Annotated in this window: 13 protein-coding genes; 3 read left to right on the top strand and 10 right to left on the bottom strand. The window is 60.9% G+C overall.

Annotation, left to right across the window (positions count from 1 at the left end; translation table 11 throughout):
- Positions 1-37: 37 nt before the first annotated feature.
- The 8 genes from fdhA to AACY18_RS05380 all read right to left on the bottom strand — a co-directional run bounded on the left by fdhA (position 38) and on the right by AACY18_RS05380 (position 9845).
- Positions 38-1237 (bottom strand): formaldehyde dehydrogenase, glutathione-independent, encoded by a 1200-nt coding sequence (gene fdhA / locus AACY18_RS05345; RefSeq protein WP_093429915.1) that lies wholly within the window; start codon positions 1235-1237, stop codon positions 38-40.
- 202 nt (positions 1238-1439) lie between these two features.
- Positions 1440-2297, bottom strand: coding sequence for a formyltetrahydrofolate deformylase (purU, locus tag AACY18_RS05350; RefSeq protein WP_339430256.1), 858 nt, complete (start codon positions 2295-2297; stop codon positions 1440-1442).
- Between the two features lie 11 nt (positions 2298-2308).
- Positions 2309-2941, bottom strand: a complete 633-nt coding sequence (locus AACY18_RS05355) for a sarcosine oxidase subunit gamma (RefSeq protein WP_339430257.1) — start codon at positions 2939-2941, stop codon at positions 2309-2311.
- Positions 2942-3064: 123 nt separating this feature from the next.
- On the bottom strand, positions 3065-6082 hold the full coding sequence (locus AACY18_RS05360; RefSeq protein WP_339464464.1) for a sarcosine oxidase subunit alpha: 3018 nt from the start codon (positions 6080-6082) through the stop codon (positions 3065-3067).
- A complete protein-coding gene (locus AACY18_RS05365; RefSeq protein ID WP_339430259.1) occupies positions 6079-6408 on the bottom strand; it encodes a sarcosine oxidase subunit delta in 330 nt (109 codons plus the stop codon). Before AACY18_RS05365 ends, AACY18_RS05360 begins: the two co-directional genes overlap by 4 nt.
- Before the next feature lie 14 nt (positions 6409-6422).
- A complete protein-coding gene (locus AACY18_RS05370; protein WP_221731155.1) occupies positions 6423-7673 on the bottom strand; it encodes a sarcosine oxidase subunit beta in 1251 nt (416 codons plus the stop codon).
- Positions 7674-7693: 20 nt separating this feature from the next.
- Positions 7694-8947: a serine hydroxymethyltransferase gene (locus AACY18_RS05375; protein ID WP_339430260.1), complete on the bottom strand. Its 1254-nt coding sequence runs from the start codon at positions 8945-8947 to the stop codon at positions 7694-7696.
- Positions 8948-9134: 187 nt separating this feature from the next.
- Complete coding sequence (locus AACY18_RS05380; protein WP_339430261.1) at positions 9135-9845, bottom strand: TraX family protein; 711 nt, start codon at positions 9843-9845, stop codon at positions 9135-9137.
- A gap of 128 nt (positions 9846-9973) precedes the next feature.
- On the opposite strand from AACY18_RS05380, the gene AACY18_RS05385 reads away from it, so the two are divergent.
- Positions 9974-11014, top strand: coding sequence for a threonine aldolase family protein (locus AACY18_RS05385; RefSeq protein ID WP_339464465.1), 1041 nt, complete (start codon positions 9974-9976; stop codon positions 11012-11014).
- A 123-nt stretch (positions 11015-11137) separates the two neighbouring features.
- Positions 11138-11962 (top strand): SDR family oxidoreductase, encoded by an 825-nt coding sequence (locus tag AACY18_RS05390; RefSeq protein WP_339464467.1) that lies wholly within the window; start codon positions 11138-11140, stop codon positions 11960-11962.
- 120 nt (positions 11963-12082) lie between these two features.
- Here AACY18_RS05390 and gbcB read toward each other — a convergent pair whose 3' ends face one another.
- Positions 12083-13183: a glycine-betaine demethylase subunit GbcB gene (gene gbcB, locus AACY18_RS05400; RefSeq protein WP_221731160.1), complete on the bottom strand. Its 1101-nt coding sequence runs from the start codon at positions 13181-13183 to the stop codon at positions 12083-12085.
- A 283-nt stretch (positions 13184-13466) separates the two neighbouring features.
- Between gbcB and gbcA the strand changes: the two genes are divergently transcribed.
- On the top strand, positions 13467-14762 hold the full coding sequence (gbcA, locus tag AACY18_RS05405; RefSeq protein ID WP_339430264.1) for a glycine-betaine demethylase subunit GbcA: 1296 nt from the start codon (positions 13467-13469) through the stop codon (positions 14760-14762).
- 103 nt (positions 14763-14865) lie between these two features.
- On the opposite strand, the gene AACY18_RS05410 is transcribed toward gbcA, so the two are convergent.
- Complete coding sequence (locus AACY18_RS05410; RefSeq protein WP_339430265.1) at positions 14866-16110, bottom strand: metallophosphoesterase family protein; 1245 nt, start codon at positions 16108-16110, stop codon at positions 14866-14868.
- Positions 16111-16135 lie beyond the last annotated feature (25 nt).

The raw sequence follows: 16135 nt of genomic DNA on the forward strand, positions 1-16135 counted from the left end.
GACTCTGAAGTCGCCGCTTTTGCTTTCTTAACAAAACTTACGCCGCACTAAACAACTTGTGCGGATCAATCACAAACTTCTTCGGCACGCCGGCATCGAACTCGCCGTAACCTTCCGGCGCCTGATCGAGGCTGATGACTTGCACGCCCACCACTTCGGCGATGTTGATGCGATCCCACATGATCGCCTGCATCAGTTGGCGGTTGTACTTCATCACAGGCGTTTGGCCGGTGTGGAAGCTGTGGGATTTGGCCCAGCCCAGACCGAAGCGAATGCTCAGGCTGCCCATTTTCGCGGCAGCGTCCACGGCGCCCGGATCTTCGGTGACGTACAGACCGGGAATACCGATCTTGCCCGCTACGCGCACCACGCCCATCAGCGAGTTGAGCACGGTGGCCGGCGCCTCGGCTTTGACGCCGTCGTGGCCGTGGCCGCGTGCCTCGAAGCCGACGCAGTCCACCGCGCAATCGACTTCCGGTTCGCCCAGCAGTGCGGCGATCTGTTCGTGCAGCGGCGTGTCTTTGGACAGGTCGACGATTTCAAAACCCTGCGCCTTGGCGTGGGCCAGGCGGATGGTGTTGACGTCACCGACGATCACCACAGCAGCGCCCAGCAAACGTGCCGAAGCCGCAGCGGCCAGACCGACCGGGCCGGCGCCGGCAATGTAAACGGTGCTGCCCGGGCCAACGCCGGCAGTAACCGCGCCGTGATAACCGGTCGGCAGAATGTCGGAGAGGCAGGTCAGGTCACGGATTTTCTCCATGGCCTTGTCGCGATCCGGCAGTTTCAGCAGGTTGAAGTCGGCGTACGGCACCAGCACATATTCGGCCTGGCCACCGGTCCAGTCGCCCATGTCGACATAGCCATAGGCGCCGCCGGCACGGGCCGGGTTGACGGTCAGGCAGACGCCGGTGTGTTGCTCTTTGCAGGAACGGCAGCGCCCGCAAGCCACGTTGAACGGAACGGAAACCAGATCACCGATTTTCAGGTTTTCGACGTCGGAGCCTTTTTCGATCACTTCGCCGGTGATCTCATGACCCAGCACCAGACCGGTCTGCGCCGTGGTACGGCCGCGCACCATGTGCTGGTCGGAGCCGCAGATGTTGGTGGAAACCACCTTGAGAATGACCCCGTGCTCGATCTTGCGACCGCGCGGGTCCTGCATTTTCGGATAGTCGATTTTCTGTACTTCGACCTTGCCAGCGCCGAGATACACCACACCACGATTGCCAGACATGCTTTCACCTCGCTGTTGTTTTTATGGAACCGCGTTGCCCAGGCAGGCAGCGCGTTAAGTGCTCGGGTTATTGCTTGTGGGTGCTGCGTTGTCAGTAATGGCTCCTTCGCGAGCAAGCCGGCTCCCACTGGGTTCGGTGGTGAATTCAAATTTTGCGAACGACACCAATCCCTGTGGGAGCGGGCTTGCTCGCGAAAGCGATCTAGAGAACGACTGTTCTATTGGCGTTCAAAAACACCCTTCTTTCGATGTGATAGCCAACGGCCCGGGCCAAGGTCAGACCTTCGATATCCCGTCCCTTGGCAATCAGATCTTCCGGGTAATGGCTGTGATCCACCGCCTCGACGCCCTGGGCGATGATCGGCCCTTCATCCAGATCGTTGTTGATGTAATGCGCCGTCGCCCCCACCAGTTTCACGCCTTTGTTATAGGCCTGGTGATACGGCTTGGCGCCTTTGAAGCCCGGCAGCAGCGAGTGATGGATGTTGATTGCCTTGCCATCAAGCTTGCGGCACAGCTCCGGCGACAACACCTGCATGTAGCGGGCGAGGATCACCAGCTCAGCGCCGGACTCTTCGATCACCTGCCATACCTGACGCTCCTGCGACGGCTTGTCGTTGGGGTCGAGGGGGAAATGGTAGTAGGGAATCTGGTGCCAGTCGGCCAACGGCTTGAGGTCCGGGTGATTGGACACCACCGCCGCCACGTCCATCGACAATTGGCCGATGCGCTGGCGGTAGAGCAAGTCGTTGAGGCAGTGATCGGCCTTGGAGACCATGATCACCACTTTTGGCCGGTAGTTCGGCGCGGTCAGCTCGAAGACCATGCCGAAGGCCTGACCACGCTCGCCGAGGCTGGCGCGAAAGGTTTGTTCGTCGAAACCGTCAGGCTGGCGAAACTCCACGCGAATGAAGAAGCGGCCCGAGAGCCGGTCATCGAAGGAGTGGTGCTCGGTGACGTAGCAACCCTGCTCGAACAGAAATCGCGTCACCGCGTCCACAGTGCCGAGAACGCTGGGGCAGTCGGCGGTCAGAATCCATGTGTCTGGGGCGCGGCTCATGGTTATGTCTCCTAGGCCTGGACGCTGAGGCCGTACTCGGCCGATGCATCCTGCAACCACAACCACCAGTAATCCGAGAAGCTGCGACGGATCAGCAGCTCCCAGGTGTCTTCAGCGGTATGGCGAATCATCAACTGCGATTTGGCGAACACCGTGCCGACCGCCTTACCGACCGGGAAGTTGTTCGGGTGCACGTCGTAGCTGGTGGATTTCATCAGCACCTGACGCACATTCGGCCCGCTCAGTTCGAGCACTTGCTGGCCGCCGCTGACGTTGACGATGGCGATGTGCAGATCGCCCAAGGCTTCGCGCAGCTTTTGCTCGGCGGCGAACTCTTCACCGCTGGGCACGATCAGCAGCCATTCATCCGGGCCCATCCATTGCAGGCTGGTTTCGCCTTTGACGATGACGCTCAGAGCGCCGGGCAGTTCGATGCCCAATGCTTTGTGCACACCGGCGGCGAAAGCGGCATCGTGGCCATCGCCACGAAGAGTCAGGTGGCCGAGGAGTTTTTTCTCACGCACGATCACGCCGGCGCTCTTGCGGCCCTTGCCGACCAGGCTGGCGAGGTCGGCATGGTGCAGCGACGACTCGGCACGGGCACCGGTGGTCGGGCGTTGTTGGTACACGTTGGCTGTGGTCATAAAGCACCTTTGCTGAATTCTGTGGTGAATCTACTGGCGCCTTCGCGAGCAAGCCCGCTCCCACATCTGGAATGCATTCCCCTGTGGGAGCGGGCTTGCTCGCGAAGGCCGCGACTCGGTCTGTCAGATATTTTGACGGTCGCCCTTCGGATCGAAGAACACCGAAGACACAATCTCCGCCTCGATCACGCTGCCATCGGCCAGCGGCGCAAACACCCGCTCACCCATACGCTTGAGACCGCCCTTGACCACGCCCATGGCAAACGAATAACCGAGGGAGTTGTGCGCGTAACTGGAGGTCACGTGACCGACCATGGTCATCGGGATCGCTTGCTTGGTGTTGAACACCAACTGCGCACCTTCGGGCAGCCACACATTCGGGTCGATCGGTTTCAGGCCCACCAACTGTTTGCGCTGATCACGCACGCAGTCTTCACGGTTCATGCCGCGCTGACCGATCCACGAGAACGGTTTGGTGCGACCGACGCACCAGCCCATGTTCAGGTCGTCGGGGGTCATCGAGCCGTCAGTGTCCTGACCGACGATGATGAAACCTTTCTCGGCGCGCAGAACGTGCATGGTTTCAGTGCCGTACGGGGTCAGGTTGTACGGCTTGCCGGCCTCGACGATTTTCTCCAGCACGCCCATCGCATAATCGGCCTGCACGTTGACTTCGTACGACAGCTCACCGGTGAACGAGATGCGGAACACCCGCGCCGGCACACCGCCAACCAGACCTTCCTTCCAGGTCATGAACGGGAACGCTTCGTTGCCCAGATCGATGTCGGTCACGGCGCTGAGCAGCTTGCGGCTGTTCGGCCCGGACAGGGTCATGGTCGCCCAGTGGTCGGTGACAGACGTGAAGTAGACCTTCATGTCTGGCCATTCGGTCTGGTGGTACAGCTCCAGCCATTGCAGCACGCGCGCCGCACCGCCGGTGGTGGTGGTCATGACGAAATGGTTGTCGGCCAGGCAAGCCGTCACCCCGTCGTCGAAGACCATGCCGTCTTCTTTGCACATCAGGCCATAACGGGCCTTGCCCACGTCGAGCTTGGTCCAGGCGTTGGTGTACACGCGGTTGAGAAACTCGCGGGCATCCGGGCCTTGAATGTCGATCTTGCCCAGGGTCGAGGCATCGAGCAGGCCGACGCTGTCGCGCACGGCTTTGCATTCGCGCTTTACGGCCGCGTGCAGGTCTTCACCGTTTTTCGGGAAGTACCACGGACGTTTCCACTGGCCCACATCTTCAAACTCGGCGCCATTTTTCAGGTGCCATTGATGCAGTGCGGTGTAGCGCACCGGTTCAAAGATGTGCCCACAGTGACGGCCGGCCACGGCGCCGAAAGTGACCGGCGTGTAGTTCGGGCGGAACATCGTGGTGCCCATCTGCGGGATGGTCACGTTCAGCGAACGGGCGGCAATGGCCAGACCGTTGACGTTGCCGAGCTTGCCCTGATCGGTGCCGAAGCCCAGCGCGGTGTAGCGTTTGACGTGCTCGACCGACTCGAAACCTTCGCGGGTCGCCAGTTCGATGGCGGCGGCGGTGACGTCGTTTTGCAGGTCGACGAATTGCTTCGGCGCACGGGCCGTGCCCTTCTCATGCGGCACCTGGAACAGCGCCAGCGTCGGCTCTTCGAGACGGCTCAGGGCTTTGGGCAGCATGCCTTCGACCGCCGCGAAACCGGCTTCACTGGCAGCGCGCACGCCACCTTCAAAACCATCGGCCAGCGAATCGCCGAGACCGTAAACGCCGTTGATGCCACCGACGCACACGCGTTTCTGCGGTGCTTCGCCCGGTATGAAACCGAGGATGTCTTCGCGCCAGGTCGGCTTGCCGCCCAGGTGCGAGGCCAAGTGAACCACCGGGCTGTAACCGCCGGAACTGGCGACCACATCGCAGTCGAGCCATTCGCCCGGGCTGGTCACGGCGTGCGCCTTGACATCAATCGCGGCGACGCGGGCAGCGGTCACGCGCTTGCTGCCACGGGCCTCGATCACGGCGCTGCCGGTGAGGATACGGATGCCTTTGGCGCGCGCTTCTTCCACCAGCGCACCGCGCGGATTGCTGCGGGCGTCGGCGATGGCCACCACTTGCAGACTGGCGTCGAGCCAGTCCAGCGCCACGCGATAGGCGTGATCGTTGTTGGTCGACAGCACCAGTTTCTTGCCCGGCGCCACGCCGTAACGGCGCACGTAAGTCGACACAGCACCGGCCAGCATGTTGCCCGGCACGTCGTTGTTGCCGTAAACCAGCGGACGCTCGCAAGCGCCGGTCGCCAGCACCACACGCTTGGCACGAACGCGATGGATGCGCTGACGCACTTGACCGATTGGCGCGCGGTCGCCGAGGTGATCGGTCAGGCGTTCGTGAATGGTCAGGAAGTTGTGGTCGTGGTAGCCGTTGACCGTGGCGCGCGGCAACAGCAGCACGTCCGGGGTGTCTTTCAATTCGGCGATGACGCTGGCAACCCAGTCCATCGCCGGTTTGCCGTCCAGGCTTTCGCGCGAATCGAGCAGGCTGCCGCCGAACTCTTCCTGCTCGTCAGCCAGAATCACCCGGGCACCGCTGCGCGCAGCCGCCAGTGCAGCGGCCAGACCCGCAGGGCCAGCGCCGACGATCAGCACGTCGCAGTGCTGGTTCATGTAGTCGTAGGTGTCCGGATCGACTTCGGTCGGCGAACGGCCCAAACCTGCAGCCTTACGGATGTACTTCTCGTACGTCATCCAGAACGATTGCGGGTACATGAAGGTTTTGTAGTAGAAACCCGGTGGCATCAGCTTGCCGCCGACCTTGCCGAGAATGCCCATCATGTCGTTGTTGACGTTGGGCCAACCGTTGGTGCTGGTCGCGACCAGGCCTTGGTACAACGCCTGTTGCGTGGCGCGCACGTTGGGGATCTGCGTGGCTTCGGTCGCACCGATCTGCAGCACGGCGTTCGGCTCTTCGGCACCGGCAGCGAAAATGCCCCGTGGACGCGAATACTTGAAGCTGCGACCGATGATGTCGACACCGTTGGCGATCAGCGCGGCGGCCAGCGAGTCACCCTCGAAGCCTTTGTAGGTCTGACCGTTGAAGGTGAAGCTCAGCACTTTGTTGCGGTCGATCCGTCCACCGTTGGACAGGCGATTGGTCTGGCTCATACCTTCTCTCCCAGCGCCGTCGTGGCTGTTTTTGCAGGGTCAGCCTTGTCGGTGAATTGCGGCTTTTCGCCGATCTTGTAGGTTTCGAGAATCTCGTAGGTCACGGTGTCGCGAGTGGCGTTGAAGTACTGGCGGCAACCGGCGACGTGATCCCACAGCTCGTGGTGCAGACCGCGCGGGTTGTCGCGGAAGAACATGTAGTCGCCCCACTCCTCGTCGGTGCAGGCGGCAGGGTCCAGCGGGCGCGGGATGTGCGCCTGACCGGATGCATGAAATTCCTCTTCGGAGCGCAGTTCGCCGCAGTGAGGACAGAAGATATGCAACATGGGGATTTCTCCTGTTAGTGGGCGACGGCAGCAGCGCCGTGTTCGTCGATGAGGGCGCCGTTGTGGAAACGGTCGATGGAAAACGGTGCGGCCAACGGGTGCATTTCACCCTTGGCCAGGCTGGCGGCAAACACGTTGCCCGAGCCAGGTGTGGCCTTGAAGCCACCGGTGCCCCAACCGCAGTTGAAGAACATGTTCGGTACCGGGGTTTTCGAAATGATCGGGCAGGCGTCCGGCGTGGTGTCGACGATGCCGCCCCACTGACGGTTCATGCGCACCCGCGACAGCACCGGGAACATCTCGACGATGGCCTGGATGGTGTGCTCGATCACCGGGTACGAACCGCGCTGGCCGTAGCCGTTGTAGCCGTCGATACCGGCGCCGATCACCAGATCGCCCTTGTCGGACTGGCTGATGTAACCGTGCACGGCGTTGGACATGATCACGCTGTCGATAATCGGTTTGATCGGCTCGGACACCAGCGCTTGCAGCGGGTGGGATTCGATCGGCAGACGGAAACCGGCCAGTTTCGCCATGTGTCCGGAATTACCGGCCGTCACCACGCCGACACGCTTGGCGCCGATGAAGCCTTTGTTGGTTTCGACGCCGATGCACACGCCGTTTTCCTTGCGAAAACCGATCACTTCGGTCTGCTGGATCAAGTCCACACCGAGGGCGTCGGCGGCACGGGCAAAGCCCCAGGCCACGGCATCGTGACGGGCGACGCCGCCGCGACGCTGGACGGTCGCACCCAGCACCGGGTAGCGCGTGTTTTTCGTGCAGTCGAGGTACGGAATCTCGTCAGCCACTTGCTTGGCGTTGAGCAGTTCGCCATCGACGCCGTTGAGGCGGTTGGCGCTGACCCGACGCTCGGAATCGCGGATGTCCTGCAGGGTGTGGCACAGGTTGTAGACGCCACGCTGGGAGAACATCACGTTGTAGTTCAGGTCTTGCGACAGACCTTCCCACAATTTCATCGCGTGTTCATACAGGTGCGCCGACTCGTCCCACAGGTAGTTGGAGCGCACGATGGTGGTGTTGCGCGCGGTGTTACCGCCGCCCAGCCAGCCTTTCTCGACCACGGCCACGTTGGTGATGCCGTGTTCTTTGGCCAGATAGTAGGCCGTCGCCAGACCATGCCCGCCGCCGCCGACGATGACCACGTCGTAAACCTTTTTCGGCGTGGGCGTGCGCCACATGCGCTGCCAGTTTTCGTGGTGGCTGAGGGAGTGTTTGAAGAGGCCGAAGCCCGAATAGCGTTGCATAGTCATTTACTCCAGAACGCTCAGCGATAAACCGGGAAGTCTGCGCACAGGGCCGCAACCTGCTGGGCGACATTGGCCTCGACATCGGCATCGCCGAGGTTGTCGAGGATGTCGCAGATCCAGCCGGCCAGCGTTTCGCACTGAGTCACCTTGAAGCCGCGCGTGGTCACTGCCGGGGTGCCGATGCGCAGGCCCGAGGTGACGAACGGCGACTGCGGGTCGTTCGGCACGGCGTTCTTGTTGACGGTGATGTGGGCACGGCCGAGGGCGGCGTCAGCATCTTTGCCGGTCAGGCCCTGACGGATCAGGCTGACCAGGAACAGATGATTGTCGGTACCACCGGACACTACATCGTAGCCACGTTTGATAAATACGCTCGCCATCGCCTGAGCGTTGTCAATCACTTGCTGCTGATAAGCCTTGAAGCCTGGCTCCAGCGCTTCCTTGAAGCACACGGCTTTACCGGCGATGACGTGCATCAGCGGGCCGCCCTGGGCGCCGGGGAAGACAGCAGCGTTGAGCTTCTTCTCGATCTCTTCGTTGGACTTGGCCAGGATCAACCCGCCACGCGGACCGCGCAGGGTCTTGTGGGTGGTGGTGGTGACCACGTCAGCGTAAGGCAGCGGATTCGGGTACAGGCCGGCAGCGACCAGACCCGCAACGTGGGCCATGTCGACGAACAACAGCGCCCCGACCTTGTCGGCGATCTGACGGAAACGCGGGAAATCCAGGGTCTTGGAGTAAGCCGAGAAACCGGCCACGATCATCTTCGGCTGGCACTCAACGGCCAGACGCTCGACTTCGTCGTAATCGATCAAACCGGTCTTGGTGTCGATGCCGTACTGCACAGCGTTGTACAGCTTGCCCGAGGACGACACTTTGGCGCCGTGGGTCAGGTGACCGCCGTGGGCCAGGCTCATGCCGAGGATGGTGTCACCTGGTTTGATCAACGCCAGATACACGGCGCTGTTGGCCGAGGAGCCGGAGTGCGGCTGGACGTTGGCGTAATCGGCACCGAACAATTGCTTGGCGCGTTCGATGGCCAGCGCTTCGACTTTATCCACATGCTCACAACCACCGTAATAGCGCTTGCCCGGATAACCTTCGGCGTACTTGTTGGTCAGGCCGCTGCCCTGCGCTTGCATGACGCGTTTGCTGGTGTAGTTCTCGGACGCGATCAGCTCGATGTGATCTTCCTGACGTTGCTCCTCGGCATTCATCGCCGCCAGCAGTGCATCGTCGTAACCCTGGATCTGGTCTTGCTTGCTGAACATCGCGTCTCTCCCAGCGGCGGCGGTGCGCCATTCGTCTCGGTCAGGCACCGGCGTGCCCTTTGATGCGATGGTATGACCGGCGCAGACAGCTCAAATGCCTACGGACGCCACGCAAAGGTGCGTTTACGACATGGCGGGAAATGTCGTTGAAAACACTATCCTCAAACCTGCACAGCCCCCACAGCGGTTATGTGTAGGCCGCACGAATGGCGAGCAACAGAAGAAAATGCGCAGGATAGAGGGCGTAAGCCCAGCGGCGCATGGGTGGCGGATGAAGCGACCGGGTCTGTCGCAACAGGAACAGGCCAAGCAGTGGCGCAATCAGACAAGTGATAAGGCCGAAGATCGCTACTTCATTGCCCAATTGCGCCGACTCGAAAAGCACCCGCCACTGATTCGCCGCCAGACACACCAGCCCCGGCAACAGGCTGAAATACCACTCACGGCGGATCACCAGCAGTGTCGCCAATGGCAGCAACACCCCAAAAATGCCAAACATCAGTCGCTCGCAAAACACCGCGGCCAGCAGCACAGCCGCGACACCGACCAGTCGCCAAACCCGTGTTCCATCCTGCCAGCCCCGCGCCACCAGCAGCCCTAATGCCAACGTAGGCATAACGTTCAACGTGTCGGGGTCAGGCATGTACAAGCGATACGGAATTTCACTGACGGCACTGAACAACACCAACCACCCCAGATAACGCCACTCGATCTTGCGCATGCCATCACGGGAAAGATTCGCCGCCATCGCCAGACAGAACCACGCAAACGCCAGCCGCCCCGGCACGTAAAGCCAATCGACGCTGATCCCGACATATCGCAGATGATCGAGCAGCATGCTTGCAAGCGCTAACCACTTGAGCAGATCCAGCGCGCCGTCACGTTGACTCAGGTGCATAATCGGCCCGTGTCCTTGTAAAGTTCTGACAGCGACATCCCGTGTGCTCCCCGGATGATCTTCGGTAAAGTGCGCAACCCTCATTGACCAACGAAGCGTCAAAAGCGCTTCGATCACGGAAGCCGGCCATGACCGACAAGAGCCAACAATTCGCCAGCGACAACTATTCCGGTATCTGCCCTGAAGCCTGGGCTGCCATGGAACAGGCCAACCACGGCCACCAACGCGCTTACGGCGACGATGAATGGACAGCGCGAGCCGCCGACCATTTCCGCAATCTGTTCGAAACCGACTGCGAAGTGTTCTTCGCCTTCAACGGTACCGCCGCCAACTCGCTGGCGCTGTCGTCGCTGTGCCAGAGTTACCACAGCGTGATCTGCTCGGAAACCGCCCACGTCGAAACCGACGAATGCGGCGCCCCGGAATTCTTCTCCAACGGCTCGAAACTGCTGATCGCCCGTACCGAAAACGGCAAGATCACGCCGGAATCGATCCGCGAAGTTGCGCTCAAGCGCCAGGACATTCACTACCCCAAACCGCGCGTGGTCACACTGACCCAAGCCACCGAAGTCGGCAGCGTCTACACCCCGCAAGAAGTCCGCGCCATCAGCGCGACTTGCAAAGAACTGGGCCTGCACCTGCACATGGACGGCGCACGCTTCTCCAACGCCTGCGCCTTCCTCGGCTGCTCGCCGGCGGATCTGACCTGGAAGGCCGGTGTGGATGTGCTGTGCTTCGGCGGCACGAAAAACGGCATGGCCGTGGGTGAGGCGATTCTGTTCTTCAACCACAAACTCGCTGAAGACTTCGACTACCGCTGCAAACAGGCCGGACAACTGGCCTCGAAAATGCGCTTTTTGTCGGCGCCGTGGGTCGGCATCCTCGAAAACGACGCCTGGCTCAAATACGCCCGCCACGCCAACCACTGCGCGCAGTTGCTGGCCGAACTGGTCAGCGATATTCCCAGCGTGGAATTGATGTTCCCGGTGCAGGCCAACGGCGTGTTCCTGCAACTGTCGGAACCGGCGATTGCGGCGTTGACCGCAAAAAACTGGCGTTTCTACACCTTCATCGGCAAGGGCGGGGCACGCTTCATGTGCTCGTGGGACACCGAAGAAGAGCGCGTGCGTGAGCTGGCCCGCGACATCCGCGAAGTCATGTCCCACTAACGCCTCTCCCCGCACTGCTCGTTCCCACGCAAAGCATGGAACGAGCAACGCTCTCGCGCTTGCTGCTTGGTCTACATTGTCTGTCGAGCCTCCGCTCACACAACAATAAGCAGGAGCATCGGCATGTCGCTACAAGGCAAAACCCTGTTCATCACCGGCGCCAGCCGTGGCATTGGCCGTGAGATTGCGCTGCGGGCAGCCAGGGACGGGGCCAACATCGTCATCGCCGCCAAGAGCGCCGAACCCCACGCCAAGTTGCCCGGCACCATTCATAGCGTCGCCGCGCAAGTCGAGGCTGCTGGCGGCAAGGCATTGGCACTGCAAGTCGATGTCCGCGACGAAACCGCAGTGCGACAGGCGCTGGCTCAGGCGAATGAGCATTTCGGTGGGATCGATGCACTGGTGAACAACGCCGGGGCGATCAAGTTGACCGGCGTGCGACACATCGAGCTCAAGCGGTTCGACCTGATGCACCAGATCAACACCCGCGCGGTGCTGTTGTGCAGCCAGGCCGCCCTGCCCTATCTGAAAAAATCCGCCGGACACATTCTCAATCTGTCACCGCCGCTGAATCTGGCGAGCAAGTGGTTCGCCCAATACAGCCCCTACACCGTGACCAAATACGGCATGAGCATGCTGACGCTGGGCATGAGTGAGGAATTCGCCAATGACGGCATCAGCGTCAATTCGCTGTGGCCGCAGACCATGATCGCCACGGCGGCCATCGAATTTCAGCTGGGCAGTCGCGAGTCGTTCAAGCATGCGCGCACGCCGGCGATCATGGCGGATGCAGCGCATGTGATTTTGAGTAGCCGCGGACGCCAGATCAGCGGGCGTTTGCTGATTGATGAAGAGATTTTGCGCGAGCACGGCGCGACTGAATTCGACCACTACCGTTTCGAGCCGGACAGCGACGCCGATTTGATGCCCGACCTGTTCGTGGATTGAAACACCCTCCGCTGTGGGAGCGGGCTTGCTCGCGAAGGCGTCAAATCAGTCAACATCAGTGTTGAATGACATACCGCATTCGCGAGCAAGCCCGCTTCCACATTTGTACTGCGGTGAAATCTAGAATTCGATCCGCACGTCGCCTTTGGGCACGCTGCAGCACGACAAGATAAACCCCTCGGCCTCGTCTTCCTCGGTAATCCCGCCGTTGTGGTCCATCTCGACTTCGCCGCCCAGCTTCATGACCTTGCACGTCCCGCAAATCCCCATGCCGCAGGCTTTCGGAATCATCAGCCCAAGCTTGGCCGCCGCTGCGTGCACGGTTTCGCCCGGTGCCACGCGAATGCTCTTGCCCGACGCGGTGAATTCCACCTGATGCAGGTCTGCCACATCGATTTCCGGTGCATCCGCGGCTTGTTCGGCCTGCTCCACTGCGTCGGCGCGGGCCTCGGGTGGCGTGGCGCCGAAGGATTCCTCGTGATAACGCGCCATGTCGTAACCGGCCGCTTCCAGCAAGCGCTTGACCGCGCTCATGTACGGCGTCGGGCCGCAGCAGAACACCTCACGCTCAAGGAAGTCCGGGACCATCAGTTCGAGCATCTTGTGGTTCAGATAACCGCGATACCCGGCCCACGGTTCGCCCAGACCATGCTTCTCGCAGATCAGGTGCAAACTGAAGTTGTCGATCCGCGACGCCATGTGCTCCAGCTCGCGGTGGTAAATGATGTCTTTGGGCGAACGGGCGCTGTGGATAAACGTCATGTCGACGTTGGCGTTGGTGTCATAGAACCAGCGCGCCATCGACATCACCGGGGTGATACCGACGCCGCCGCTGAGGTAAAGCACTTTGGGGCCCGGAAAGTCGATGGCGTTGAACAGACCGACCGGCCCGTGCACCGCCAGTTCCTGGCCTTCATGCAGGTTGTCGTGCAGCCAGTTCGAGACTTTGCCGCCCGGCACCCGTTTGATGGTCACCGAGAAGCTGTAAGGCACCGACGGCGAACTGGAAATGGTGTACGAGCGCATGATCGGCTGGCCTTCGATTTCCAGCTCCAGGGTCACGAACTGCCCGGGCTTGAAGAAGAACAGGATCGGCTGATCGGCCATGAAGCAAAAGGTGCGCACGTCCCAGGTTTCCTGGATGACTTTGACGCAACGGACGATGTGTCGGCCATTGGCCCAGGTCTGGGTGGTGACCGGATTCAGGAAGCTGTTGGACATGCTGTTCTCCACGGCCGACTGTCGGCCTTCATGTGGCGATTCTGCGTATAGCGCAGAGGTCCCGTTTACCTATCCGCGACATTGACATACTTATGGCAACCAGCCCCCTATCACTGGGGGATACACGTCGGGAACAGATTGCGCCATGTCGCCCATGGATAAGGTTGCGCCCTGCGCCGGGCCCACACTCAGCGCCACATCAACACAGATTTTCTGCGCCTTGCGATGTAACCGTATCAGCCACTATTCGCCGGCCACCCTGATGGCCATGAGGAACATATCGATGGACGTCACCACTACCCTGAGCTTGGGCGATCCACTGGAACCCGCACGCAAGGCCACCGCACAGATGTTGCAGGAGCGCGAGCGCACCTTTTCGCTGCCACAACCGTTCTACAGCGACGAACGGCTGTTCGATATCGACATGCAGGAAATCTTCCAGAAAGAGTGGTTGATCGCTGGCATGACCTGCGAAATCCCGGCCAAGGGCAACTACCTGACCCTGCAGGTCGGCAAGAACCCGATCATCGTCATTCGTGGCGCCGAAGGCGTGGTGCATGCCTTCCACAACGTCTGCCGCCACCGTGGCTCGCGCCTGTGCACCAGCGAAAAGGGCAAGGTGGCCAAACTGGTCTGCCACTACCACCAGTGGACCTATGAGCTGGACGGTCGCCTGCTGTTCGCCGGCACCGAAATGGGCGCCGACTTCGACATGAAGCAGTACGGCCTCAAACCGGTGAACGTGAAGACGGCCGGCGGTTACATCTTTATCAGCCTGGCGGAAAACCCGCCGGCCATCGATGACTTCCTGTCGACGCTGAACCATTACATGGAACCGTACGACATGGAGAACACCAAGGTGGCGATCACCACCACCTTGATGGAGAAAGCCAACTGGAAACTGGTGCTGGAAAACAACCGCGAGTGCTACCACTGCAACGCCTCGCACCCCGAACTGCTGAAAACACTGCTCGAATGGGACGACGTCACCGACCCACGCGCCGATCAGGCGTTCAAGGATCACGTCGCAGCCTCCGCCGCTGCCTGGGAAGCCGAGAAGATCCCTTACGCCCACGCCAGTTTCGGTCTGCGTAACCGCATCGTGCGCATGCCGCTGCTCAAGGGCACCGTGTCGATGACCCTCGACGGCAAACAGGGCTGCGCCAAACTGATGGGCCGGATCAAGAACCCGGATCTGGGTTCGATGCGCATCCTGCACCTGCCACACTCGTGGAACCACTGCATGGGCGATCACATCATCGTCTTTACCGTGTGGCCGATCAGCGCCCAGGAAACCATGGTCACCACCAAGTGGCTGGTGCACAAGGACGCGGTCGAAGGCGTCGATTACGACGTCGAGCGCATGCGTCAGGTGTGGGACGCGACCAACGATCAGGACCGCCGTCTGGCCGAAGAGAACCAGCGCGGGATCAACTCCACCGCGTATCAGCCTGGGCCGTACTCCAAGACGTATGAGTTTGGTGTGGTCAACTTCGTCGATTGGTACAGCGAGCGCATGCTGAGCAACCTCGGCGCCGAGCCTGCGCCGTACCTCAAGGGCGTGCCGGTTCAGGGCTAAGATCAGAGGCAAAAGCTTCGCGAGCAAACCCGCTTCCACAATTGGAATGCATTCCACCTGTGGGAGCGGGCTTGCTCGCGAAGAGGCCGGCCCAGCCACCTCATCACTTCGATGACCACCTCACACTGCCATCCTCACCAATAAACTCCTCAAAAATATCCTCCCCCACCAGCCTGATCTTCGCGTACCCATTCAACACCCGCAGCGGATACGCCGGATCGTTCGCATCCTGAGTCTCCGACCACAACACCCGAGAATGCCCGTCCAGTTCACTGGCGTTGCCATAAGGAATCGCTCCGTGCCCGGCACATCGCGCCTTCAAACCGCCCTGCTGCGCGTAGACGATGCCGTTGTGCAAATGCCCCCAATACCAATAATCCGGTTCACGCCCCAGCGCATCGCACACCGGTTGATACAGCGCGGTCTTGTTGTGCCCGGTAATATCGAAACCCTGATGATGGCTGAGCACCATGATTTTTTTGCGTTTCGGCAAGCCTTTCATCCACTGGATTTGCGGCTCGTTCAAGGTGCCGTCCATATAAAGGTTCAATGCCTCAGACGCGTACGCCGAGTCGAGCCCGACCACCAGCCAGTCATCGTTGATCAAGGCAAAATAACTGGTGCCCTGCTGCCCCGCAAAACGCTTGGCGAGTTCCTTGAAGTAGCCGTGGGCGCCGCTGTACATCTCGTGGTTGGAATTGAGGGTGAATGAGCCATGAGTGCCCATCGGCCATCCGGCCATGTCGACGTCTTCCTGCGAGTGGCTGCCGGCGTAATACACATCGCCCAGATGGATGGTGAAATCGGCCTGGGCCAGTTGCATCTGGTTGGCCACCGACACTGCCGGCGCGTGGCTGTCAAAGGGGCCGGTGCCCCAGTCGCCGGCAATCGCCAGGGTCACGTCGCGCTCCATCTGCACTAACGCCGGATCGGTGCCGAATGTCGCGTGATGACGCAGGTTTTCGATCCACTTGAGCAGCGCCTCGCTCCACAGCAGATCGAGCAGTTCCCACTTGCGACAACCGAGCAGGCTGCCGTCCTTGAGCACTCGGGTTTGCAGTTGGTCGCTCGACTGCGGCAACGGCGCGGCGTTGCCGATGCGCAAGATCGACAAGCCGTGAGACAGCTCCCAGGGCACGCCCGGTTCGTCGTCCGGCAACTCGCCGTTTTTCAGCACGTACTGCGCCTGATCGTGCCCCCGCTGGAGCAGCTTGATGATGGCCTCGAACTCATGCGGCTCAAGCTCGCTGACGAGCTTCATCCAGGCCATTTCCATGCGGGTGACCAAGCCGTGAATGCGTACTTTGACCTTGTCGTACTCGTGTTCCCAATGACTGACCAGTGACATGGCGTAATCCTCTCTCCGTAAGGGC

The sequence above is a fragment of the Pseudomonas sp. EA_65y_Pfl2_P74 genome, from assembly GCF_963970575.1.
In the GTDB taxonomy this organism is placed as follows: domain Bacteria; phylum Pseudomonadota; class Gammaproteobacteria; order Pseudomonadales; family Pseudomonadaceae; genus Aquipseudomonas; species Aquipseudomonas baetica_A.